The 24,492-nt window shown below is 61.4% G+C and carries 14 protein-coding genes; 3 read left to right on the top strand and 11 right to left on the bottom strand.

From position 1 onward, the window contains the following. Window positions 1-53: 53 nt before the first annotated feature. The 8 genes from C0606_02120 to C0606_02085 all read right to left on the bottom strand — a co-directional run bounded on the left by C0606_02120 (window position 54) and on the right by C0606_02085 (window position 10,646). Complete coding sequence (locus C0606_02120; GenBank protein PLX39345.1) at window positions 54-1,466, bottom strand: DNA polymerase III subunit epsilon; 1,413 nt, start codon at window positions 1,464-1,466, stop codon at window positions 54-56. After that, window positions 1,466-1,987 carry a hypothetical protein gene (locus C0606_02115; GenBank protein ID PLX39344.1) on the bottom strand — a complete coding sequence of 174 codons (522 nt, stop codon included), beginning with the start codon at window positions 1,985-1,987 and terminating at the stop codon, window positions 1,466-1,468. Before C0606_02115 ends, C0606_02120 begins: the two co-directional genes overlap by 1 nt. Before the next feature lie 187 nt (window positions 1,988-2,174). Next, a complete protein-coding gene (locus tag C0606_02110) occupies window positions 2,175-4,001 on the bottom strand; it encodes a histidine kinase (protein ID PLX39343.1) in 1,827 nt (608 codons plus the stop codon). 105 nt (window positions 4,002-4,106) lie between these two features. Further along, window positions 4,107-5,894, bottom strand: a complete 1,788-nt coding sequence (locus C0606_02105; GenBank protein ID PLX39342.1) for a cation acetate symporter — start codon at window positions 5,892-5,894, stop codon at window positions 4,107-4,109. A 14-nt stretch (window positions 5,895-5,908) separates the two neighbouring features. Further along, on the bottom strand, window positions 5,909-6,169 hold the full coding sequence (locus tag C0606_02100) for a DUF4212 domain-containing protein (GenBank protein PLX39341.1): 261 nt from the start codon (window positions 6,167-6,169) through the stop codon (window positions 5,909-5,911). 294 nt (window positions 6,170-6,463) lie between these two features. Next, a complete protein-coding gene (locus C0606_02095; protein PLX39340.1) occupies window positions 6,464-7,618 on the bottom strand; it encodes a hypothetical protein in 1,155 nt (384 codons plus the stop codon). Window positions 7,619-7,894: 276 nt separating this feature from the next. After that, window positions 7,895-9,580 (bottom strand): hypothetical protein, encoded by a 1,686-nt coding sequence (locus tag C0606_02090; GenBank protein ID PLX39339.1) that lies wholly within the window; start codon window positions 9,578-9,580, stop codon window positions 7,895-7,897. A 154-nt stretch (window positions 9,581-9,734) separates the two neighbouring features. After that, entirely contained in the window at window positions 9,735-10,646 is a 912-nt protein-coding gene (locus tag C0606_02085; protein PLX39338.1) for a LysR family transcriptional regulator, read from the bottom strand. Window positions 10,647-10,863: 217 nt separating this feature from the next. On the opposite strand from C0606_02085, the gene katG reads away from it, so the two are divergent. Further along, window positions 10,864-13,035: a catalase/peroxidase HPI gene (gene katG, locus C0606_02080; GenBank protein ID PLX39337.1), complete on the top strand. Its 2,172-nt coding sequence runs from the start codon at window positions 10,864-10,866 to the stop codon at window positions 13,033-13,035. A 113-nt stretch (window positions 13,036-13,148) separates the two neighbouring features. Here the strand turns inward: katG and C0606_02075 are convergent, their stop codons facing one another. Then, complete coding sequence (locus C0606_02075; protein ID PLX39336.1) at window positions 13,149-14,342, bottom strand: hypothetical protein; 1,194 nt, start codon at window positions 14,340-14,342, stop codon at window positions 13,149-13,151. Between the two features lie 347 nt (window positions 14,343-14,689). Between C0606_02075 and C0606_02070 the strand changes: the two genes are divergently transcribed. Beyond that, a complete protein-coding gene (locus C0606_02070; protein PLX39335.1) occupies window positions 14,690-15,277 on the top strand; it encodes a hypothetical protein in 588 nt (195 codons plus the stop codon). An 87-nt stretch (window positions 15,278-15,364) separates the two neighbouring features. Beyond that, complete coding sequence (locus tag C0606_02065) at window positions 15,365-16,504, top strand: hypothetical protein (protein ID PLX39334.1); 1,140 nt, start codon at window positions 15,365-15,367, stop codon at window positions 16,502-16,504. Window positions 16,505-16,652: 148 nt separating this feature from the next. On the opposite strand, the gene C0606_02060 is transcribed toward C0606_02065, so the two are convergent. Both C0606_02060 and C0606_02055 read right to left on the bottom strand, forming a co-directional pair. Further along, window positions 16,653-18,800 carry a hypothetical protein gene (locus C0606_02060; GenBank protein ID PLX39333.1) on the bottom strand — a complete coding sequence of 716 codons (2,148 nt, stop codon included), beginning with the start codon at window positions 18,798-18,800 and terminating at the stop codon, window positions 16,653-16,655. Between the two features lie 296 nt (window positions 18,801-19,096). Next, window positions 19,097-24,472: a hypothetical protein gene (locus C0606_02055; GenBank protein ID PLX39332.1), complete on the bottom strand. Its 5,376-nt coding sequence runs from the start codon at window positions 24,470-24,472 to the stop codon at window positions 19,097-19,099. Between the last annotated feature and the right edge of the window lie 20 nt (window positions 24,473-24,492).

Raw genomic sequence — 24,492 nt, 5'->3', positions numbered from 1 at the left:
CACCTGTTTGCGATAGATACACCCGTGCGCTCGCTGCCCGCTCGCTCGCAGGCTCAGTTCATGTCCTGCAGCAGGCGGCCGTGCTTGCGGGTCTGCTCGATCACCTCGCCGAAGCTACGGAAACCGCGCGACTCGAGCATCGGCAGCATCTTGCACAACACCTCGGCGGTTGCCTGCGCGTCGCCAAGCGCTGTGTGGCGGAGTTCTTCGGGGATGGTGATACCGAGCCGCTCGCACACCGCGTCTAGCGTGTGGATCTCGCTGGCACCGAACAGCACCGCCGACAACAGCACCGTGTCGAGGATCGGATGATCCCAGGAGAGGCCGTTAGTCTTGCCGTGGCGGCGCAGGAACGACATATCGAACGGCGCGTTGTGGGCGACGATGACGGAGTCCTGGGCGAACTTGTGGAGCTGACACGACGCGGCATGGATGTCGGGCGCATCGGCGACCATGTCGTCGCTCACCTTGTGCACCCTCGTCGAGGCCGGCGGGATCTTCATGCCGGGGTTGACGAGCTGGTCGATCTTTTCCCCCTGCACGATGCGGCCGTTGACGACGCGCACCGCACCGATCTGGACGATCTCGTCCTTGTGCGGCACAAGACCGGTGGTCTCGGTGTCGAACACGACGAAATTCAGGCTCTGGATCGGACGTTCTTCCAGCGTCCGCTCCGAGCCGTGCTCCATCAGGTCGAAGTCATAGGTCAGCGGGCGGGCCTGCTCGGGCGAGATCAGGGCGTGCGCGCTGTCGATGAACATCATGTAGCCGGAGCCGTGCTTGAGCGGCTTGAGGCGCACATCGAAGGTCAGATTGCCTTCGGTGCCGCGCGCCTCGAAGCTCACTTCGGCCTTGGTCTCCTGCAACTCTGCATGGGCCTTCAGCACGTCCTCGGCCTCGAAATAATCGAAGATCGGCGCGTTGAGGCGCGGCACATGCACCTGGCTGAGCACACCGGCGGCCTGCGCGTCATAGAGCACGATCTGGTGGGTCGGGCTGACCAGCACCATCGCCATCGGGATTTCGGTCAGCAGCGCTGTCAGGCGCTCTTTCTCGGCGGCCAGACGGGCAGTCTCGCTCGCCACGGCTTCGGCCGCATCAAGTGTCGACTGGGAGAGCTGGCCGGCGACGGCCTGGGCAGCCGGTGCCAGATCGCCGAGATAGCGGGCCTCGTCCTTGTCTACCTTGACGTTGACGCCGGCATGAGCGCGCGCGCGCATGATCGCGGCGAGACGCTCGATCGGCTTGGCGACGTTTTCGTCGAACAGCAGCCAGATGCCGGCGGTGACGCCCAGCAGGCCGAAGCCCGAGGCGATGCCGGCAAAGATGAAGGCCTGGACCTCATCACCGGGCACGAGCCGAACATAGCCGACGTAAAGCGCGGCAGCGACGATCGCCACGCCGGCAAGCGCGAGAAACAGGAAAAACAGGAAGATCCGGAAGCGGAGGCTGAGTTTGGTCAACATCACTTTGCCCCGCAGATCGTTGTGACGATGGCATCGTCCTGCGCAACCTTGAGCCAGTCGAGACCCTCAACGCTGCCGTCCTTTTCAAACGACACCGCGTCGCTCAGCGCGGCGCGCTCGAACGCGACGCAATCGGCCAGCACCGGCAGCTTGTGCACCGGCGCCCAGCGGCCGAAGAAATACATATCGGCGAGCTTGCGGCCGGGCTGGCCCGGATGGGTCTTCACCGTGCCGGTATCGACCGCGGCAAAGCGCTCGACGAACGGGTAGAGATAGGTCCAGGGACGATAGAGCGCCCTGCTCTCGACCTTTTCGACAACAGCGAACTCTTTCGGCAAATTGCCGCTGGTGCGCGAAAACCAGCTGTACTCGCTGTAAACGGTGACGGCGATCATGGTCGCGCCGGCGGCAACCGGCATCAGCCAGCGCGGCAGCCGACCACCCAGCGTCCGGTTGACGAGAAGCACTATCCCGGCGCCGGCGAACCCGGCCACAAGGGTCGCAATCAGTTCGAGAAACACGGGCTCACCTCCTTGTTTTTGTTAGGTGCCGTGCAATCGCTATGTCGGCGGCCTTCCTCCAGAACCGCCGTCAAACGTCCCTGCGCCAAAGTATGTGGTGTTTCACCCGAACGCCCAACATGCTTCAACTTATTGGTTTTACGCGTTTTCTAATCCGAAAAGTCTGTCAACTTTTCGGGAAAGCGCTTTAACTCAGCATGCCGCGCCCCTGGCCGACAGCCGATTGAAGTGTCTTGACCACCACGAACGCATCGCGCAGGTGGCTGCGGTCGAAATCCGATATCTCCGAGGGCGGCAGGAAATTGTCCGGCGAACCGCCCTGCTTGACGAGCTTGGCCTGATGCTCGAGGCGCATCTCGGCGATCAGGTCATAGGCGCTCAGAAGATCCTGCGCGCCGGTCGTGCTGAGAACCCCCTGTTGCTCGGCTTCCTCGATGCGCGCACGGGTGTTGACCGCGGTCAGCCGGCCCTGCAGCGCATAGATGCGCGCGAGATCGACAATCGGCACAACACCGTTCAGCTTCATGTCGAGGGTGTTCTTGTGTTCACCGGAGCGGATCGTCGCCAGCCCGCGCAACAGGCCGAGCGGCGGCTGGTGCTTCAGCGAATTGCTGATCATGTGCGCGACGAAGATCGAATTGGCGCTTGCCGCCTTGAGGGTCTCTTCCTGCAGATCCTCGAACAGCGCCGTCTCGCCGCCGATCGGGCGAAGATCGAACATCACGGAGCTGAGCATCTGCGCCATCGGGTCCGGCGTGCGGATCCAGCCGGCGAAGTATTCCTTCCAGACCCGCACCGGCTGGCACCAGCGCGGATTGGTGGCCATCATCTCGCCCGGACAATAGACGTAGCCGCAGGCGTTCAGGCCATCGCTGACGAATTTCGCCAGTTCGGTGAAATAGCCGTCGCGGTCGGCGTCGGTCACCGCATCGTCGAGAAACAGGCAGTTATCCTGATCGCTGACGCCGGTCTGCTCCTGCCGCCCCTGGCTGCCGCAGGCAAGCCACAGATACGGTACCGGCGGGGGCCCGAGTTTTTCCTCTGCCAGTTTCAGAAGGCGACGCGTCACTGTATCGGCGATGTCGGTGATCAGCCGGGTAACGACCTCGTGGCGATTGCCGCCGGCGACGAGCTGCACCAGCAGCTTCGGGATGCGGGCGGTGACCTCAGCCATTTCCTCGTAGGTTGAGGATTGCGCGATTTCCTTGACCAGCTCGGCCGAGCTGACGGCCTGAAAACGGGTCAGATCGGTCTGCGTCACGATGCCGACGAGCTTGCCTGCATCGACGATCGGAATATGACCGATGCGTTTTTCCATCATCGCGTGGAGCACGTCGGAGCCGATGGCGGTCGGCGGCAGGGTGAACGGGTTCGGCGTCATCACATCGCCGACGGGCACGCTGGCCGGCAGCGCATTGGCGAGCACCTTGTTTGTCAGATCGCCGGTCGTGACGATACCGGCCAGATTGCCGTCGTCGCAAATACACAGCGAGGAGATCCGCTTGTCGCGCATCAGCCCGGCGGCGTGCTGGGCACTGTCGTCAGGCCGGCAAATGACCGGCGACGGCGCCATCAGCGTTTCCACGAGCGTGGTGGTCAGCGAGCGCTGCTCGGGCCGCGGAACGCGCATGCGATTGAAGAACTTGCGCACCGCCTCGAACTCTTCGAGCAGTGCATTGAACGTGGCGGTTGGCAACAGCAGCAGGACGCAGTCGACATCGGCATGGGCGTTGGTGGCCGCATTGCCGTCGCGCAGCAGGCCGCGCTCGCCGAACGAGTTCCGCGTGCCGAGATTGGAGACTACGCCGCCGTTCTCGTCGGTCACTTCGACCTGGCCGGAATGGACCAGAAACAGGCCCGGAAGCTCTTTGCCGAATTCATAGATGCGGCCGCCCTGCTCAATCTCCCGCACTTCGAATTGCGGCGCGATCTCTTCGATCTTACCCGGAGGCAGAGCGTCGTAGGGATGCACCGAATGGAGAAACCGGATGATCTGCTCGTGGCTTAGAGGCATGGCAAGTGACCTGAAATTCAACGGAAAAGTCCTGCCCAGTCAGCACCGGGCAGGACCTGTGTCAAGGTGGCGGGAGGGCTTATCCGCCCACCCGCCGGAACCATGTCAGTGGCTCTGCGCGGAACCCGCACCACGCGGAATACGCACGCTGCGCACCAGTTCCTTGATGTCTTCCGGCAGTTCCTTCGTCATGCCCGAAACGATGTAGGCGACGACGAAGTTCACCACGGCACCGACTGCGCCGAACGAGGTCGACTTGATGGTGCCGAGCAGCGGCGCTGCGTCGGTGAAGCTGTTGGTGCCCGGAATGAACAGCCAACCCTTGTGCAGGAAGATGTAGACCAGCGTCACGGTCAGACCTGACAGCATACCGGCCACGGCACCCGCGCGGTTGATGCGGGTCGAGAAGATACCCATCATCAACGCGGGGAATATCGAGGCCGCCGCAAGTCCGAAGGCGAGCGCCACCGTCTGTGCGGCAAACCCTGGTGGGTTCAGGCCAAGGTAGGTGGCGACGACAATCGCAACCGCCATGGCTATCCGCGCTGACATCAGCTCGCCCTTTTCCGAGATATTCCGGTTGATCGCGCCCTTGATCAGGTCGTGCGAGACCGCCGACGAGATCGCGAGCAAGAGACCGGCAGCGGTCGACAGAGCGGCAGCAAGACCACCGGCCGCGACCAGACCGATCACCCAACCCGGCAGGTTGGCGATTTCCGGATTGGCCAGAACCAGGATGTCACGGTTGAACTTGGTCAGCTCGTTACCGGTCCAGCCCTTTTCAGCGGCAAGCGCCTGCATGTCGGCATTCTTGTCGTTGTAGTACTGGATCTTGCCGTCGCCGTTCTTGTCTTCCCAATCGAGGAGACCGGTCTTCTGCCAGGTGGCCATCCAGTCGTAACGCTCGTCCTCATTGATCTGCTGGACCGTCACGGCACCACCCTGGATGCCGCCGTTCGGCCACATCATTTCGGTGATGTTGAGACGGGCCATCGCGCCGACCGCGGGAGCCGTCAGGTAAAGGAGGGCGATGAAGACCAGTGCCCAGCCGGCGGACCAACGGGCGTCGGAGACGCGCGGCACGGTGAAGAAGCGCATGATCACGTGCGGCAGACCGGCGGTGCCGATCATCAGCGACAGCGTGAACAGCACCATGTTGAAGGTGTCGCCGTAGTGCGCCGTGTACTCATTGAAGCCGAGTTCCTTGACGACCGCGTCGAGCTTGGCCAGCAGCGGCTCGCCCGAGGCAACGTGATCGCCGAACAGGCCGAGCGCCGGGATGGCGTCGCCGGTGAGCTGCATCGAGATGAAGATCGCCGGGATGGTGTAGGCGGTGATGAGCACGACATACTGGGCCACCTGGGTGTAGGTGACGCCCTTCATGCCGCCGAACACGGCGTAGGCGAAGACGACCGCGGCACCGATCAGGAGGCCGGTGGTGTTGTCGACTTCAAGGAAGCGGCCGAAGGCCACGCCAACGCCGGTCATCTGACCGATAACGTAGGTCACCGAGGCGACGATCAGGCAGACCACCGCGACGATGCGGGCGGTCTGGCTGTAGAAGCGGTCGCCGATGAACTCGGACACGGTGTACTTGCCGAACTTGCGCAGATACGGCGCAAGCAGCAGCGCCAGCAGCACGTAGCCACCGGTCCAGCCCATCAGGAACGACGAGTTGTCGTAGCCGGTGAAGGCGATGAGGCCAGCCATCGAGATGAACGAGGCAGCCGACATCCAGTCGGCCGCAGTCGCCATACCGTTGGTGACCGGGTGAACGCCGCGACCGGCGGCGTAGAATTCAGACGTCGAACCGGCGCGTGCCCAGATCGCAATCGCGATGTAGAGCGCAAACGAGCCGCCGACGAACAGCAGATTGATTGTAAACTGATCCATTGGTCCAAGCGCCCCTATTCTTCGTCAACGCCGTGCTTGCGATCGAGCCGGTTCATCCGCCAGGCGTAGAAGAAGATCAGCGCCAGGAAGACAAGGATCGAACCCTGCTGGGCAAACCAGAAGCCCAGATCGGTTCCGCCGACGGCGATGCCGCTCAGCATCGGGCGCAGCAGGATGCCGAACCCGAACGAGACCAGCGCCCAGATAACGAGGCTGATCACGATAAGGCGCAGATTGGCGGACCAATATGCGTTATTGGATGAGTTGTCGGACATTGCGTCCCCCTCCCCCTTGGTTTCGTGTTTCCACCAGTGAGCCGTGGCTTTTCGTTCAGGCCCCAAACCGTGCGAGCCGTTGCCTCGAATACTGCAACGGCGTTGGCACTTCCTGCGATTGCCACGACCTCAATTCACTGCGTAATGCGGTTCCGCGCGCGTTGCTATTCGCAATACGTATCAGCGGGGAGTCTCGTACCCGGACAGAAACATCGCCCTCTCGGGCGTTGCAGGCCTCGCCAACGCCGCCTCGAGAAGCTCATCGCGGAATTCAGATTGAGGCCGAAAATACGATTATATTTCAATACCCTGTGCCGACAGAAGGCGCACCAGTTCGGCCTGGCGATTGACGCCGGTCTTTTCGAATACCCGGCTCAAATGGGTGCGTGCCGTGGACAGGGAAATGCCGAGACGCTCGGCGGCCGCCTTACGACCATCGGCCTTGACGATTTCGAGAGCAAAGCTGCACTCGGCCGGCGTCAGCCCATATTGCTGCTGCAACAAACCCCGGGCGGCTGCCTGTTTTTGGGCGCGATCGCCGACCAGAACGATTGCCGCCGGTGGCGTGCTCGATACGGGGTGGAACCCGCTGCGGTTCATCTCGCCGTGATAGGGCAGCACATCCAGGCTAAGCGGTTCACTGCCCGGCACCGCGGTCGTTGTCATGTTCCCGCCGCGAACGCCGACCGGAGCGTCCCCGCTACAGGATGCCACCAGCCTGTGCAGCCTGACGGTGTCGGCGTTGAGCCCGAACCGGATCGTGCCGTGATCGAGGATGAGATCGTCGCGCGCGCGCAGTACCGTCTCTCCTGTCTCATCGGCAAAAATGAGACGTGCCCGATCATCAACGAGAAGCGCGCCAACCCCGGGCGTTCCGGCCGCGGCTCTCGCCAGATCATGCTGATAATAAAGCTGGTTCATGCGCCGCTGGATGTTCGCGGCCCGCACCAGATGCGGCACGAGGACCTGCATCGCACGCAGCGCATCTTCGTCGATCTCGTCGTTCCGACAGGACGCCTGCAAGACGAAACTGGCGAACGCCCCCTCGTCGGTGAACAGATTGGCCGCGATCCTCTCCGCGCCGAGACCCGAATTGCGCCAGAAATCGTTGTAGAACTCGCTGGAAAAGAAACGCTCGCGCCCGGTGTCCTGCAAGGTGGTGAGGACACCGACCGGCGTTTCAGCGGTCGCCTGAGCGGTCGGGTCTTTCTGCCACCAGAACTGCGAATAGCGCACAGCCAGATCGGGGTCGGCGCGCGGCGCCACGACCGATGACAGCCCGGCGCTCGGATCGACCAGCACGAGAGCGGCGTTCTCCGTGCGGGTGAGGTCGGCAATCTCGACGAGGACGTCCTGCCAGCCTTCTCCAACGGCTGCGGCGTCATAGATCGCGTGGAGCACGCGCATGATGTCGTCGAAATGCAAACCGCCGGCCTCGCAGTGCCACAAGTCATTCGTTCGGGTTCGTCACCCCGGACCTCATAGCACATCGCAAAGGAAATATTCGCTCTTCGATATGTCTATCAACAGCGTTGGTTAGTCGAACCGTTACTCTTGCGCACGTCCGATATCGGGCCGCAGATACGCTGTATGCGTGCTCCCGGGGGGTGTTTTCTCTTCGACCGCGTGAGGTTTCGACAGGTGGACACACGGGAACGACAAGGCCGCCCGGACAGGAAGGTCCGGACGGCCTTTCGCCATAAAAACAGGAGCCGGTACGTTGCGCTAGAACAGGAAGTCGGCGGCGGAAACGTCGGCGACCGCTGTGTTGTGCAGGGTGATCGTCCCCTCGCCGGTATCGACGATGGTGCGAGCCCCGTCCGCGGTGATGATCAGGTCGCTGAAGCCCGACAGGCCAAGCTCGGTCAGATCGATCACATTCGTACCCTTGGTCTTGAAGCCGCCGATACTGTCATCGCCATGGTTGAGCGAGAACTCGTAGGTATCGTTGCCCGGGCCGCCATAGAGGGTGTCGTTGCCCTCGCCGCCATTCAGCGTATCCCGGCCTTTCTGGCCGTAAATCAGATCCGCACCGCCATCGCCATCGAGAACGTCGTTCCGGGTGCCGCCATAGATCAGATCGTTGTTGATACCGCCTGACATGACGTCTGGGCCGTGACCACCCTTCATGGTGTCATCGCCGCTGTGCCCAAGGAGTTCATCGGCGTAGTTGCCGCCGTACATTTCATCGTTGCCGTTGTTGCCGTACAGCGTGTCGCGGCCGGCCCCGCCGGTGATGAAATCATCGCCGTTGTCTCCGAGGATGAAGTCGCGCCCTTCATTGCCGTGGAGGCTGTCGTCGCCGTCGAGACCGGCAAGCGTGTCGCCGCCTTCGTCGCCGTAGATGACGTCGTCTCCGAAACGTCCGCCGAGAATGTCATTGCCACCCTCGCCGTGCATGATGGTCGCGACGTTGGCACCGGTGAGCGTGTCGCCGTGCTCCGAGCCGTAAAGCTGGAAGGCATGGTCGGACCAATTGGTGAAGGTCCAGTCGGTGAAACTCATGGTGATGCTGTGCGTCGCTTCGGAGAACCCGACCACGAATGTTGACGCGCCGCCACCCAGCCCCTTCACCTCCATCGGCTCGCTCAGCGCTTCGGACAAATTGCGCATCGAGAGCGTGGCGATCGGAAACAGGCCTTCGGGGATCGGCGCGAACACGATCCGCTCCACCGACGTGATGTCGCTCGAAAGGACACTGATGACGCCATCGTTGATCTTCTGGACGTAGAGCTTGTCCGTTCCTTCACCGCCGTCGAAGGCGCTGAGGTAGTACGGCACCTCGTTGGTCAGCAGAAACTGGTCGTTACCGGTGCCTCCATCGAGTTCTTCATTGAGAGCGCCACTACCCGCCAGCGTATCGTTGCCGGCACCACCGAACAAATCGGAGGCACCGCCATCGGACGTCAGCAGATCGCGCCCGCCACGGCCGAAAACCCGGTCATCGCCAAGTCCGCCATTGAGGGTTTCGTTGGCGCTGCTGCCAAACAGGAGATCGAAAGTGTCCGTGCCGGTCACGACCTCAATCGAGCTCAGCGTCATCGCGGTCCCGTTGACGAAGGACGCACCCTCGCCGATGTCCAGATCGACGGTAACGCCGGTGCCGAAAAGATTCTCCAGGTTCAGGTGATCGATTCCGTCGGCGCCGTTGATCGTGTCGTTGCCGCTGTTGTTCTGGATCACGAAAAGATCGTTGCCCAGGCCGCCGACCATGCTGTCATGGCCGAGCCCGCCCCACAGGGTGTCGTCACCGTTGCCGCCGCGCAACGTGTCCTCGCCGACTTCGCCGAGAAGCGTGTCGTTGCCCTGAAATCCTCGGATGAGGTCGTGCCCGCTGTCGCCGCGGATGTTGTCTCCGTCTACTCCGCCGTCCAGTGTTTCGTCAGCAGCCGTACCGATGATGGTTGTCATGGTGGTTCCTCTCAACCAGGCGCTTTTCTTCATATTGATTGCGCCGGTCGCCCCGTCACCTCGATAGGTAAGACGTACGCGTCATCCGCACATCGGACACTTGTCCGACTTGGCATCCCATCGCTTCATCATCGATCCGTTACGAGCGCGCTGGTCAGTGGCTCCGCGCGGCACCTTGCGTCTCGGCCGATTGGCGAACAATTTCGGCGACCTGCATGAGCTGTTCGGCAAGCGGGTTGGACTTGCGCCAGACCATTCCCACGGTTCGAGACGGCGTCGGGCTTGCAAAGCGCGCGATCGACACCGGCGCCGATCGGGTTTCGACGCCGACTGCCATTTCGGGAATGAGCGTGACGCCAATGCCGGCGCCCACCATCTGAACGAGCGTGGACAGCGAACTGCCGTCCAGCCCCGCGCGCGGCGGGGTCGGCTTCAGGTCGCAGAAGGTCAACGCCTGATCGCGGAAGCAATGCCCCTCTTCCAGAAGCAGCAGGTGCATGTCCCGCAGCGCCGCCGGTTCCGGGACGGGTTGGCCCTCATCCGCCGCCGGGCGCACCAGGACGAAGTCTTCCGTGAACAGCGCGACCTCCGTCAGGTTCGGCTCGGATACCGGCAGAGCGACAATGGCCGTATCGATGCGCCCGTCGAGAAGTTCCTGCACAAGTTTCGACGTCAACGTCTCTCGCACGTGGATATCGACTCCCTCGAAGGCGGCACGGAGATTGCCGATCACCGTCGGCAGGAGATACGGCGCGATCGTGGGAATGACGCCGATCCGCAGGCTTCCCGATAGCAGGCCGCGCGACGCGCGGGCGAAGTCCCCCAGCTCATCGACGGATCGCAGAATCTCCTCGACTCGTCCCGCGATCTTTTCGCCAAAGGCGGTCAACCGCACCTGGCGGGCGCTGCGTTCGAACAGCGCCGCACCTAGCACGTCTTCCAGCTCCTTGATCTGCATCGACAGGGCCGGCTGCGAGATCGCGCACAGTTCGGCCGCCCGTTTGAAATGGCCTTCCGACGCCAGAGAATCGAAATAGCGGAGTTGTTTCAGAGTGATATTTATCATCAGAATAACTTATCATACCAATCAGAAAATACAATTTCCTCTTATCATTGAATGCCTGTAGAACCATTCTAACTTGATTTCAGGAACCGGACCGAACCTGACGCGTTGCAACATTTGAAACGATGCGAAAGCGGCCCCGGACTTTGAAACCGATCGCACCGGTTCCGGCCGATCGATGATTGAGAACAGGCAACGACGACCTCGAAGGGAGACAGCCATGGACGCGAAGAACGAAACCGGCAAATGTCCGGTGATGCACGGCGGCAATACCGCGATGGGCAGCAATGTCATGGAGTGGTGGCCGAACGCCCTCAACCTCGACATTCTTCACCAGCACGACAGCAAGACCGATCCGCTCGGTGCGGAATTCGATTACCGCGAGCAGGTCAAGTCGCTCGACTTCGACGCCGTCAAGAAGGACGTCCACGCCCTGATGACCGACAGCCAGGACTGGTGGCCGGCCGACTGGGGTCACTATGGCGGACTGATGATCCGCATGGCCTGGCACGCCGCCGGCTCCTACCGTCTGGCCGATGGCCGTGGCGGCGGCGGCACTGGCAACCAGCGTTTTGCGCCGCTCAACTCTTGGCCGGACAATGTCAGCCTCGACAAGGCGCGCCGTCTGCTGTGGCCGATCAAGAAGAAATACGGCAGCAAGGTCTCGTGGGCCGATCTCATCATCCTGGCCGGTACGGTCGCGTATGAATCGATGGGTCTTAGGACCTTCGGCTTCGGCTACGGCCGCAAGGACATCTGGCACCCGGAAAAGGACACCTACTGGGGCGCGGAGAAGGAATGGCTGGCGCCGTCCGACGAGCGCTATGAGGACGTCGAGAACCCGGCCTCCATGGAGAACCCGCTCGCCGCGGTTCAGATGGGCCTGATCTACGTCAATCCGGAGGGCGTCAACGGCAAGCCCGATCCGCTGAAGACCGCGCTTCAGGTGCGTGAGACCTTTGCCCGCATGGCGATGAACGACGAGGAAACCGTCGCACTCACCGCCGGTGGCCACACGGTCGGCAAGACCCACGGCAACGGCGATGCCAGCGCCCTCGGCCCGGATCCGGAAGCGGCCGGCGTCGAACAACAGGGCTTCGGCTGGGCCAACCCGAACATGCACGGCAAGGCGACCAATGCGGTCACCTCCGGCATCGAAGGCGCCTGGACGACGCATCCGACGAAGTTCGACATGGGCTATTTCGACCTCCTGTTCGGCTATGACTGGTGGCTGAAGAAATCCCCGGCCGGTGCCTGGCAGTGGGAGCCGATCGGCATCAAGGAAGAAGACATGCCTGTCGACACCACCGATCCGTCGGTTCGCAAGATGCCGATCATGACGGACGCCGACATGGCGATGCGGTTCGACCCGACCTACAAGGCGATCTGCGAGAAGTTCATCGCCGATCCCGAGTACTTCCGGGACACCTTTGCCCGCGCGTGGTTCAAGCTGACCCACCGCGACATGGGCCCGAAGGCGCGCTACATCGGCCCGGACGTTCCGGCCGAAGACCTGATCTGGCAGGACCCGATCCCGGCCGGCTCGACCGACTACGACGTCGATGCGGTGAAGGCGAAGATCGCGGCAAGCGGCCTCAGCCTCAGCGACATGGTGTCGACGGCCTGGGACAGCGCCCGCACCTATCGCGGCTCGGACATGCGCGGCGGTGCCAACGGTGCCCGCATCCGTCTCGCCCCGCAGAAGGACTGGGAGGGCAACGAACCCGCCCGCCTCGCCCGCGTCCTGTCGGTTCTCGAGCCGATTGCGGCCGAAGCCGGCGCCAGTGTCGCCGACGTGATCGTGCTCGCCGGTAATGTGGGCGTGGAACAGGCCGTTAAGGCCGCTGGCTTCGACATTGCGGTGCCGTTCGCTCCGGGTCGCGGCGACGCCACCGACGCGATGACCGACGCCGAGTCCTTCGACGTGCTCGAACCGGTTGCCGACGGCTACCGCAACTGGCTGAAGAAGGACTACGTGGTCAGCCCGGAAGAGCTGATGCTCGACCGGACCCAGCTGATGGGTCTCACCGCCCCGGAAATGACCGTCCTCGTCGGCGGCATGCGGGTGATGGGCACCAACCACGGCGGCACCAAGCACGGCGTGTTCACCGACAAGGAAGGCGCTCTGACGAACGACTTCTTCGTCAACCTGACCGACATGGCCTACAAGTGGGTCCCGGATGCCAATGGCACCTACGAGATCCGCGACCGGGCGACCGATGCGGTCAAGTGGACGGCGACCCGCATGGACCTGGTGTTCGGTTCGAACTCGATCCTGCGGTCCTACGCCGAGGTCTATGCCCAGGACGACAACGCCGAGAAATTCGTCAAGGACTTCGTCGCTGCCTGGACCAAGGTCATGAACGCGGATCGTTTCGACTTGACTGCGTAAGGCGTATTTTGCCGAGCACGCAGCACCACGAATTAGGCAACGGCGCTTCACCAAGTGTGGAGCGCCGTTTTTTTTCGCTCGCCAATCACGCAGGTCATGTGCCGAATCTGGCGCTAGTCACCGAAGACTTTTGCAAACAACCGTTCTGGATGGAAAATCCCCGAATTCTGTCCGAATTCATCGACAATTTCGATGTCGGCGCCGCCCGTTCGCAAGCGTTCGAGGATTTCAACGTGATTGGAATACGGGTCGTGGGCACCGTAGACAATTCGAATATCGTTTGGCAGGTCCGACAACCAAGCGGGCCAATCCTCGTGAGCAGCAATCAGGTCGTTGCGAAACCCGACAAAATTCCCCATCAACATGAGATGAATAAGCTCATCGAACCAGGGCTGTAACTCCAGTGGCTCAATCAGTGACAGATCTGGTGGGCTTTCAGCATAGGTTTTTTTGAATCCTCGGCGAAATTTCTCTGGCGCATCCATGCTTTTCGCCAACATCCACACCGCCGGACTGACCAATCGCGGGAAACTGCGGCAAAGCTTGATCCAACCTTTATGGTGTTTGTTTATCCGTTCGTGCCCAGTGTCGGGTGAGTATTGCGGCGCGCTCAATACAATTCTGGGTGCCGTCGATCCGAGCACCCGAGCCAACATCAAGCTCCCCACAACCCCATAGGTCTGCGATAGGATCGGCGTGCCCATCTGATTGAAGACCATGAGGAAACTTGCAACGTCCTCGACGAAGTCAGTTAGTGACTCAAATGGCTCCTCGGACGTCGAGGGGACAAAGAAATACCCCGGCCGGATTGGCGTGAAAACGCGGACACCGTGACGACGCAAGACGTCGGCCTGGTGCGGCATCGGCAGAAGCGGGAAGAAGCCCGAATGCATGAATAGTACTGGACGCCCGTCGAGAGGTCCGAGATCTGCGACCAGCAGGCGGCGCCCACTTTCAACTTCGGGAAAATGAAGACGGTAATCAGATTTATAGTGCCTTTCCAAATACTTGGACAACAGGGAATGCGATGCAGGTTCTTTGCCGGCTTTTCCGTGGATGAAGTTGGCAAGGATGACCGACATGACCGTCACGAGATCGCCTTGCCGTTTAAGGCCCGCCTTCTCGCGCAATGCCGCAAGTTGATTGCGCCGTGTGCCGTAAGAAACGCCTGTGGAATCGCTGTACTCCGCAAGGCTCTGACCACACAGCAGCGCAATCAGGAGTTCGAGTTCGGACGGCGTCGGTGTCTCGCCAAAACGGGATTTGAAGGTCAACGCGACTTCTTCGTTGAATACGACATTGCGCATGTTTCCGGCAGCAGCAGCTTGAACAGGTTCGAATTCGCCGGAGTTCAGAAGCCGAAGGCCACAGGGAGCACCTGATGTGTCGTGCGGCGTTTGAGCCCGTTCGAGAACACGACGTGACTCATCCACGAAGTCGCCTGGCGACACTGAGTAGACTTCACACAAAGCCTTGAACTGCGCACTCGGCGCGCCGACCCGATCCAGCACGACAGCATGCCCCCCCTTCATCTCCCCACCGAAACTCTACCGCGAAACCGGGAAACTTTGCACCCATATGTCATTTGTCACATGGCCCGCCGCAAATTCGATGACCTACTACGACGGCATTCAACTTGAAGAGGAGAAGAACCATGTCGTCTGTGACACGCAACATACGTTTCGTAGCTGCGGCGCTATCGCTTATCGCCGCAACCACCGGCGCAACCGCGGAGTGGAAAGGCCCATTCAACAAGCATAGCTTTCCCCACAACTTTCCGGCCGGATGGGAAGCAGATGGAAGGCAGTTTTTCGTTACTCAATGTGCACGGCGTGATTGGGAGTTCAGTATTCGCGCCGTTATCAACGAAAATGGCACGGTTTCTCCGAGGCCGGGTACACCCCGTATTAGCGACAAGAAGTGGCACATTGGGAAAGCTGGAACCCACCTAAGAGAAGGAGCAACCTATTCTTATGGCGGCAAAGAAGTGGATTGCAAAAAACATGTGGTATTTGCCCCGGAAAACCCGAGCGACTTCCATTGGGTGGAGGCTTCCAACGGCGAAGTACCGGCAGGTGCGGTGCGAGGTTTCAATGATAATGAACGCCAAGTTGTGTGTCGGATTCCATGGGAAGGCGGTCTCCATCCTGGCAAGCTAATACCATCATCAAAAGCATGCTTCATCGGATATGGTGATCATGAACGAGCATTAAGTGGATATGAGGTACTCGTCAGAAAATGATTGGTCGAAGGATCGTGGTGGCTGGTTCCCGCAGCCACCACCGAGATTTCAAGCGAAACAATAGTGATTTTCAGACACGATACCGCCATGAGAAAACGTCAATTGAAACTTGCGATAACAATAGCCCTTTCCTTGTCCATTCTTGCGATCGCGCCGGTTGGCTGTACCGGCTACCTGTCGGAACTCGCCGACAACCCGGACCATCAGCTGCACGAAAGCGGACGCAAGGGTGACGTCAAAGCGACCTTCCTTGGTGTCACCTCAGTCCTGCTTGACGACGGCAAGACGCAGATCATGATCGACGGGTTCCTGTCGCGGCAGAAGCACTGGCTGGTCCGCAGAGTTTCCCCAAAGATTGAAGACATTCCGGACCTGCTTGCCAAAGCTGGCGCCGAACGCGGACATTGCGCGGGCACCAGCGAGAAAACTCCCGACCAATGTTCATCCCCAGCTGAGATTCGCGGCCTTGCTGCTGTCATCCCACTCCACGCCCACTACGACCACGCGCTGGATGCTCCACTCGTTGCCGCGCGAATGAGCTCATTTTTGGTCGGCGACTCCAGCATCCGGCGAATTCGAGAAGCCTCGACGGAGCTGGAAGGTGCCAACGAGGTCGAATATGACTGGCGCGAAACGCTTTTTGTCGACCCTTCGGGAACGGCACCCTCCAAACTAAAACCCTGCAAAGAAAATACGTGCCGCTTCGGCGAATTTACCGTCCAGCTCTTCCCGACGCCGCATGTCGAGTCCCTTCTCACGTGTGTTGCGACAGGCGAGGTTGAGCCCCGTTTTTCGTTTCCCGCGCATCTGTGGAAGATGAAAGAAGGTTCCACACTCACCGCGCTCATCACACACCGAAAGCGGAAGTTATTGATTGTTCCAAGCACCGGCGAAATCACCAACCAACTGGATCGTGCAGGCAACGCCGATGTCGCTATGCTGGGTATTTCCGGCTTGGGAATCAAAAGCTCCGAGTACAGAGAGCAGTACTGGAGTCGTACCGTCAGCGAGCGCAGGGTCCGGCGCGTTCTGCCGGTCCATTGGGACAGTGACACGCACCCATTACCTGAAGACCCGGGCGGCCATCTCGCACCCGGCCTGAATCTGGCCGACATCACCCTTCGGCACTATCAAAAATTGGCCACGACGAGCGATCGAAAGGTCGAGATCAAGTTTCTGCCGGTTCTCAAACCAGTCGACATCTTCACCGGGTTGAATTTGATGTGAAGACAGCATGGGGTGACCCGGAAACCAGGCACCTTCGCCCTGCTTCAAAATACCGTTCGGCAAACACTGGATATCCCAACTCGTTCCATCACCGCGACAGGACAGGATATCCAGTGATGTTCCCCCGCGGTGAGAAACGCGCGGTTTTTCAGATCAGGAAGTCGCTGGCATCAAGATCGGCCTTGTCGACGCCGACCAGGGTAATCTCATCGGAGCCGAGATCGACGACGGCGTCGCCGGCCTTGTTTTCGCGGATGGTGAGGTCTGAAAATTTCCTCAGCCCCGCATAGGGGCGCAGGTTGATCGTATCGACGCCATCCCTGAAATCCATGATCCGGTCCCGGCCGAAGCCGTCGTCGAACACGAACATGTCGGCGCCACCTTCGCCGAAAAGCCTGTCGTTGCCGGTATCGCCGCGCAACGTGTCGTTGCCCGCCCCGCCTTTCAGGACGTCGTTGTGCCCGCCGCCGGCCATCCAGTCGGCTCCGCTGCCGCCAAACAACACATCGTTGCCGTTGAATCCAAAAAGCTTGTCGTTGCCGCTATGGCCGCCCAGCGTGTCGTTGCCGGCTCCACCGCGGAGCACGTCATTGTGGTTCCCGCCCAGCAGCAGGTCGGCGCCGGTCGCACCGTCAAGGACATCCGCTCCGCCCCCTCCGACCAAGGTGTCGTTGCCGCCGCCGCCTTTAAGGGTATCGGCGTCGGACCCGGAACAGACGTAGTCAGCCCCCCCACCACCGATGATGGTGTCGCTACCGGCACTGCCATAAAGGCGTTCGTCGGCAGCGCTGCCAGAGAGCGCTTCCCCGACGATATCGTTGATCGCGATACCAAACTTCTTCGTATAGCTGAGCCCTCCGTCATCGGTGACCTTGACGACGATGTTGAGGGTCCTGACCGTCTCGTAGTCGAGCAGCCTGGGGTTCGCAACGGTGACGACCCCGCTGGCATTGATCGCAAAGGCACCGCCGGCGTCGTCGATCAGGCTGAAGGAATGGGCATCGCCGACATCGGGGTCGCGGACCGTGATGGTGCCGATCTTGGTGCCCGCAGCGCTGTTTTCGTTGACCGTAGCGTCGTCGAGCAGCAGGTCGTACGGCGCATCGTTGAGGCTATCCGCCGCCAGCCAGGTTCCATCATCGAACGCGAGTTCCTCGACGCCGGTCACGGTGTCGACCGCACCGCTGGCGACGTGCTCGATCGCATATCCATCCGCGAGCCTTTGGACCCGATAGTCCGCGCGGTTGCCCGAGAAGACCGCCGTATCCGTGCGTTCGCCGCCAATCAGGATGTCCGACCCGGCGCCGCCGACCAGCATGTCGTCGCCGGCGCCGCCGTAGAGCGTGTCGTCGCCGTTGCCACCGTTCAAAAGGTCGTCATTGTCGCCGCCATCGATGACGTCATTGCCGCCCACCCCGGCGATCGTGTCGGCACCAGCACCGCCATTCAGCGTATCCGCGCCACTCGATCCGACGAGCACTTCGCCGATGACATCGGTCACGGTGATCGTCACGGTTTCGGTGTAGGTCAGCCCGCCGCTGTCGGTCACCTCAATGGTGATATCGAGGGCCGGATTGGCTTCAAAGTCGAGCAAGGCGTTGTCGGCGACGGTAATCACGCCGTCGGCGTCGATCGCGAAGGTGCCGCCCGCATCGTCGACGAGAACGAAGGCGTGGGAATCTGAAGCATTGTGATCGGTGACACTGACGGTCGCGACGCGCGTCCCCGCGGGTGCGTTCTCGGCAATCTCGGTTACGTCGAGAGAAAGGTCCGTCGGCGCCTCGAGTGCGACCTCGCCGACCATCTGGAAGGCATCGTCGAAGGCGAATGCCTCGACGTGCGAAATCACATCGACGGCGCCGGACGCGATGTTTTCGACGGTGATTTCATCGCCGGAAACATCGATCCTGTAGTCGCTGCGCAGGCCGGCGAACTGGACCATGTCGAAGCCCTCGCCACCATCGACCGTGTCGGAATAGGCTCCGGTCCGAATGATGTCGTTGCCGGCCCCGGTGATGATGTCGAAGCTCTCCACATCCCGTGTTTCGACCGACCGGCTGGCCTCCGACAAACCGCCGAGACCGTCGCGGACATAGCCCTGGGAGTTCCAAAAAACCACGCTGTCCAGTGCATCCGACCAATCGACGACGAGCGTGTCGTGTCCCGCCCCGCCGGCGACGGTGTCCTTGCCGAGAGATGTCGTGATGGTGTCGTCGCCAGCGAGGCCGTCGATGACATTCGAACCAGCGGTCCCGGCGAGAACGTCGGAGTCGGCGGTTCCTGCAATTGCAATCATAAGTATATTCCGGGGAGTTCGCTTGAAGACCCCGGAAACGTATATCAGCGGGTCTTAATTTATCGAAAATTGGACCGGTTTCTTCACCTCCGCGATCCTACTAAATTCGCCGTTTTGCACGCGTTTTCAATAGGTTATATATATTCGTCCTTGCACAACAAGGTTAACGCACCGTTGGGCCAATACATGGCAGAACGTTAAACCGGATTTACCCGGGTTAACGTCCCCCTATACAGCCTCAGGATGCGGCTTCCCGTCTCCGCTTCGCGGAATTTTTTCCTCGTCCAGGCAACCCGTCAGATCAAGAAGTCGCTCGCGTCAAGGACCGACTTGTTGACGCCGACGAGGGTGATCTCGTCAGTGCCGAGGTCGATGACCGCATCGCCGTTGGCATTGCTGCGAATGGTCAAGTCGCCGAAATTGGCGAGCCCGCTGTAAGGCCGCAGATCGATCGTGTCGGCGTTGTCGTTGTAGTCGAGGATCCGGTCCTTGCCGAAGCCGTCATCGAAGACGAAGGTGTCGGGACCGCCCTGACCATACAGCTGATCGTTGCCCGCATCGCCGCGTAGCGTGTCGGCGCCAGCACCGCCCTTGAGAACATCGTTCTGATTGCCGCCGAACAGCTTGTCGTTGCCGCCACCGCCAAGCAGCGTGTCCTTGCCGTCGAGACCGCTAAGGGTGTCATGGCCGTTGTTGCTATTAAGGACGTTGTTGTTGCCCTTGCCGGTCAGCTTGTCGTTGCCACCTCCCGACGTGACGTTTTCGATGTTGAGGAGCTTGTCGTTCCCCTGCCCGGTGTTCTGGATGCCGGTCTTGCGCAGATCGACGGTGATCTTGCCGTTGCCGGAGAAGATCGCGGTGTCGACACCACCACCGCCATCCAGCGTGTCGTGCTGGGTGCCGCCGTTCAGCGTGTCGTTGCCGCCACCGCCGCGCAGAACGTCCTGGGCGCCGAGACCGAACAGTGCGTCGTTGCCGTTGTTGCCGATGAGCGTGTTGCCACCACCGTTACCGGTCAGCTTGTCGTTACCGCCGCCCGAGGTGACATTCTCGATGTTGAGGAGCTTGTCGGAGCCCTGTCCGGTGTTCTGGCTCGCGGTCGTGCGCAGATCCACAGTCACCCTGCCAGTGCCGGTGAACAGAACCGTATCATTGCCGCCACCGCCATTCAGCGTGTCGTTCTGATTGCCGCCATTGAGCTCATCGTTGCCGTTGCCGCCCTCGAGAATGTCGTTGCCGTTGAGGCCGATCAGCGTGTCGTTGCCACCATTGCCGATGAGCGTGTTGCCTGCGCCAGTCCCGGTAAGCTGGTCGTTGCCGTTTCCCGACGTGACGTTCTCGATGTTGATGAGCCTGTCTGTGCCCTGCCCGGTGTTCTGACCACCGGTCTTCTGCAGGTCGACGGTGATCTTGCCGCTACCGTTGAAGACCGCGGTGTCGTTGCCGCCACCGCCGTCGAGCGTGTCGTCGTTGGCGCCGCCATTCAGCTCGTCATTGCCGTTGCCGCCCGACATGCTGTCGTTGCCATTGGCGCCGTCGAGCGTGTCGTTGCCACCAAGGCCGATGAGCGTGTCGTCACCACCAAGACCCGAAAGAGCATTGGCGCCGTTATTGCCGGTGATCGTGTTTGCGGTGTTGGTGCCGGTGCCCGAACGATTGCCAGCACCGAGAAGCGTCAGGTCCTCGAGACCGCCGCCGAGAATGAAGTCGACCGCCGATTTGACGAGATCGTGACCGGAGCCACCGGCTTCGGAAACAACGTCACCGGCATTGTCGACAATATAGGTGTCGTCGCCGTTGCCGCCCAACATACTATCGGCGCCATTGCCGCCGTCGAGCGTGTCACTGTCCGCACCGCCATTGAGCGTGTCGTCATGGGCGCCGCCGTTCAGTTCATCCTTACCGTTGCCGCCCGACATGCTGTCGGCGCCATTGCCGCCGTCGAGCGTATCGTTGCCATCAGCGCCGTCGAGCGTGTCGTCGCCACCAAGGCCGGAAAGGGTGTTGTTGCCGCTATTGCCGGTGATCGCGTTTGCGGCATTGGTGCCCGTACCCGAAAGGCTGCCCGATCCCAGAAGCGAGAGGTTTTCAAGGCCGCCACCAAGAATGTAGTCGATCGACGATTTGACGAGATCGTTTCCGGACCCGCCGGCCTCGGAAACCACGTCGCCGGCATCGTCGACAACATAGGTATCATCGCCGGCGCCGCCGGACATTGAGTCCGCGCCAGAGCCGCCGTCGAGGCTGTCATTGTCGTCACCGCCATTGAGCGTGTCGTCATCGGCGCCGCCTTCCAGCGTGTCGTTGCCGCCGTAACCGGTGAGCGTGTCGAAACCGGCTCCGCCGGCAATGGTGTTGGCAGCCGCGGTGCCGCCGATATCTTCATCCTCCACCCGCTCGACCGCACCGGCGTCGAGGATGCCGACGATTCGGGCTGCGCCGCGCCCATCCTGCGGCAGGAGTTCGTTCGTTACGCCATCGCCGTCGACGTCGAACTGATCGGCGCGCAAGAGGGTGTCGCTGCCCATGCCGATGACCGGGCTGCCGTCGAGCGGCGACAGGGTCAGCACCGTGCCGCCATTGTCGAGCAACTCGCCAAGCATCGCATCGCCGCCGTTCAGCGTATTGCCGCCTAGATCGTCGGTCCGGTCGATCCCGACGCTCGGCAGGGCCGTCCCGATGAAGCTGTTGCCAATCGTCACGTAGTGGCTGCCAAAGCCCGGCGCGAGCGAATTGTGGCCGATATCGCTTTCCGCCAGCGCGGTGTTGTTGGCCACGATCGAGTTGGTGATGCTGATGTCGGCGTAGGAGTAAAGCCGAATGCCGCCGCCATAGCCGCCATAGCCTGAATGGTCGGTCGCCGTCACCACATTGCCGGCGATGGTGCTGTTGCGGATCGTCACCGACTGGTAACTGGGATAGTACGAACGCACGTCGATGCCGCCGCCGGCTTTCCCTGCGGTGTTGCCATAGATCGTCGACCCCAGGATCTCCGTGTCGTCTCCAACGACGAGACCGCCGCCTTCAACTCCGGCCTCGTTGCCGGAAATGGTCGAGTTGACGAGCGTCAGCGCTCCGGCGGCGAAGATGCCGCCACCATCGGCAGACGCGGTGCTGTCGCTGACGGTGGAGTCGATAAGCGTCAGGCCACTCCCGTTGGCAGTCCGAATGGCGCCGCCGTCACCGGACGCATCGCCCTGTGTCAGCGTCAGACTGCGGATGGTCGCATCCGCGGCGCTGTCGATATCGAGAATCCGGCCGGCGCCGCCGCCGGAAATGGTAATATCGGCCTTGTCGTCGCCATCGATATCGCCATCGATTTCGATGTCCTGCGTCATCGAAATCTGGCCATTCGCAAGCGTGATGGTCGAGCCGAGAAGCGATGCGTCGAAGGTGATCAGATCGCCGTCTTCAGCATGCGCGATGGCTTCGCGCAGCGACAGACCGCCGCCGTCATTCGCATCGACGGCCAGCAAGCCATCGACTGTGCCGTCGTTGCCGGTGTCGGACGTGGTATCGACGACCAGCCCAAACTCGGTAGCGCCGATATCGACGGTGCCGGCAGTAATCCGGTCATTGCCGTTGGCGTCGGTGGTGTTGCCCCCCGAAACGAAGCTGTTGTTGCCCGCGTTGATCAGCACGCTCCCTGCATCAAGCGCGCGGGTCATCACCGGTCCGCCATTGTCCTGCAGGGCGCCAAGGCCGAGCGTTGCGCTGGCGGTATTGTTGACGTCGATATCGAAGGAAAGGCCGCTGAGGCTCGAGAATGCGCTGTTGTGGACTGCAACGGTGTTGGTGCCGCCCTCGATCAAGTCGTCATTGGCGCCAAATGTCGCGCTGTTCTCGGCGATCACGCTGTTGGCGATGGTGACGGTGCCGTTGCCGCCGATCCTGACACCGCCGGCGGAGCCGCTGGTCGTGGCATTCCCCGTAATGGTGCTGTTGGAAATGTCCATGGTGACGCCGGTCATGGTGTGGATCGCGCCGCTGCCATAGGCGCCCGTGTTGCCATGGATCGTGGTGTTTTCGAGGCTCAGCGAGTCGTCGTTCGACACGTAGATCGCGCCGCCACTGGAGCCCGCCGAGTTCCCCGTCAAAAGGGAGTTCGTGATGTTCAGCGTACCAAGGTTCGAAATCGCGCCACCGTTCGAGGAGGCCGCGCTGTTGCTCACCGTGCTGTTGACGAGATTGAGGGTCGTGCCGGGGCCGACGAGAATGGCGCCACCGGATGCGCTGCTGAACCCGTTCGTGATGTTGAGGCTTTCCAGCGTGACGTCGGTGCCGGAATTGCTGATGTTGAAGATCCGGGCATCGCCGTTGTCGGCAATGCTGTTGCCGTTGCTGTCGCCGGAGATAGTGATGTCGGCCTTGTCGTCACCGTCGACGTCGCCGTCGATCGTCATGTCCGTCGTGATCGACAGGTAACCGGAAGATCCGCCGCCAAGCGTGATGGTGCTGCCCTTCAGGCTGGCGTCGAAGGTGATCGTGTCGCCCGTGCCGGCCCACCAGAGCGCCTCGCGCAAGGACAGACCGTCGCCGTCATTCACGTCGTCGGCAAACGAGGTGCCCCGCGCCTCGTCATCGGCTGTCGTGACCACGAGCTGGAATTCGGACGCGCCGATAGCTGCGTCGCCCATCACGACACGCGAGTTGCCGTTGGCGTCATTGGTGAGCGACTGCCCGTTGCTGCCCTCGTTGACAAGCGGGCTGTCGAAATCGGGCATGAAGGTCTGCGTCGTGCCGCCATTGTCGGCAAGGAGGCCGAGGCCCGGATCGTTGCCAAAAGCATTGCCGCCGCTGGTGCTGGCCAGACCGTCGGTCTGCACCTGCGTGCCCATGAAGCTCGTTCCGACCGTCAGGGTGCCGCCAGCCCCGGACTTGCCGATATTCGCGCCCGAACCCGTCGCGGTGTTTGTCGAAATCACGGTGCTGTTGATGGTCACGGCGGCGTTGTAGAAATCGATACCGCCGCCGCCACCCTGGGCGTTGTTGCCGACGATCGTGCTGTTGTCGATGGAGACCGTGGAGTTGTAGCCCGCCTGGATCGCGCCGCCATCGTTCGTCGCCGTATTGCCGGTGAATGTCGACTGCACGATGGTGGCGGTCTGGTTCGTACCGACCGAAATGGCGCCGCCGTAACTGCCGGTGCTGTCGGAAATCAGGCTGTTGGTGACGTTGATGGTACCAACGGATCCGATGGCGCCGCCCTTGCCGTAAGCCGTGCCGTTGGTCAGCGTGGAATCGTTGACGGTGATGGTGGTGCCGGTCGCGCCGAAAATCAGGCCGCCGAAGCTGCTCGCATAGCCGCCGTCGAGGGTCAGGCTGTTGAACGTCGCGCTGGACGAGCTGGCGACATTGAAAATGCGATCATCATTCACATCCAGAGTACCGTTCTGGTCGGCATCGCCGCTAATGGTGATGTCGGCCTTATCATCACCATTGACGTCGCCGTCGATGGTGATGTCGTCGTAGATGTAGATCTGCTGCCCTTGCGTCAGAACCAGCGTCGTGCCGGCAAGGCTTGCGTCGAAATTCACCGTATCGGCGCCGCTCGCCTGGTTCGCCCAATGAATTGCCTCACGCAGAGAGAGACCGTCTCCGTCCGCCTTGTCGGCCGCATAAGAGCCGCCAATCACTTCATCGAGATTGGTCGTTACGGTGTAGGTCGCCATGAGGTCTCCCCCCCTCTGTT

The sequence above is a fragment of the Hyphomicrobiales bacterium genome (genome assembly GCA_002869065.1).
In the GTDB taxonomy this organism is placed as follows: Bacteria; Pseudomonadota; Alphaproteobacteria; order Rhizobiales; family Rhodobiaceae; genus Rhodobium.
The sequence above is the reverse complement of the archived record's forward strand: the minus strand, read 5'-3'. Positions and strand labels throughout refer to the sequence as shown.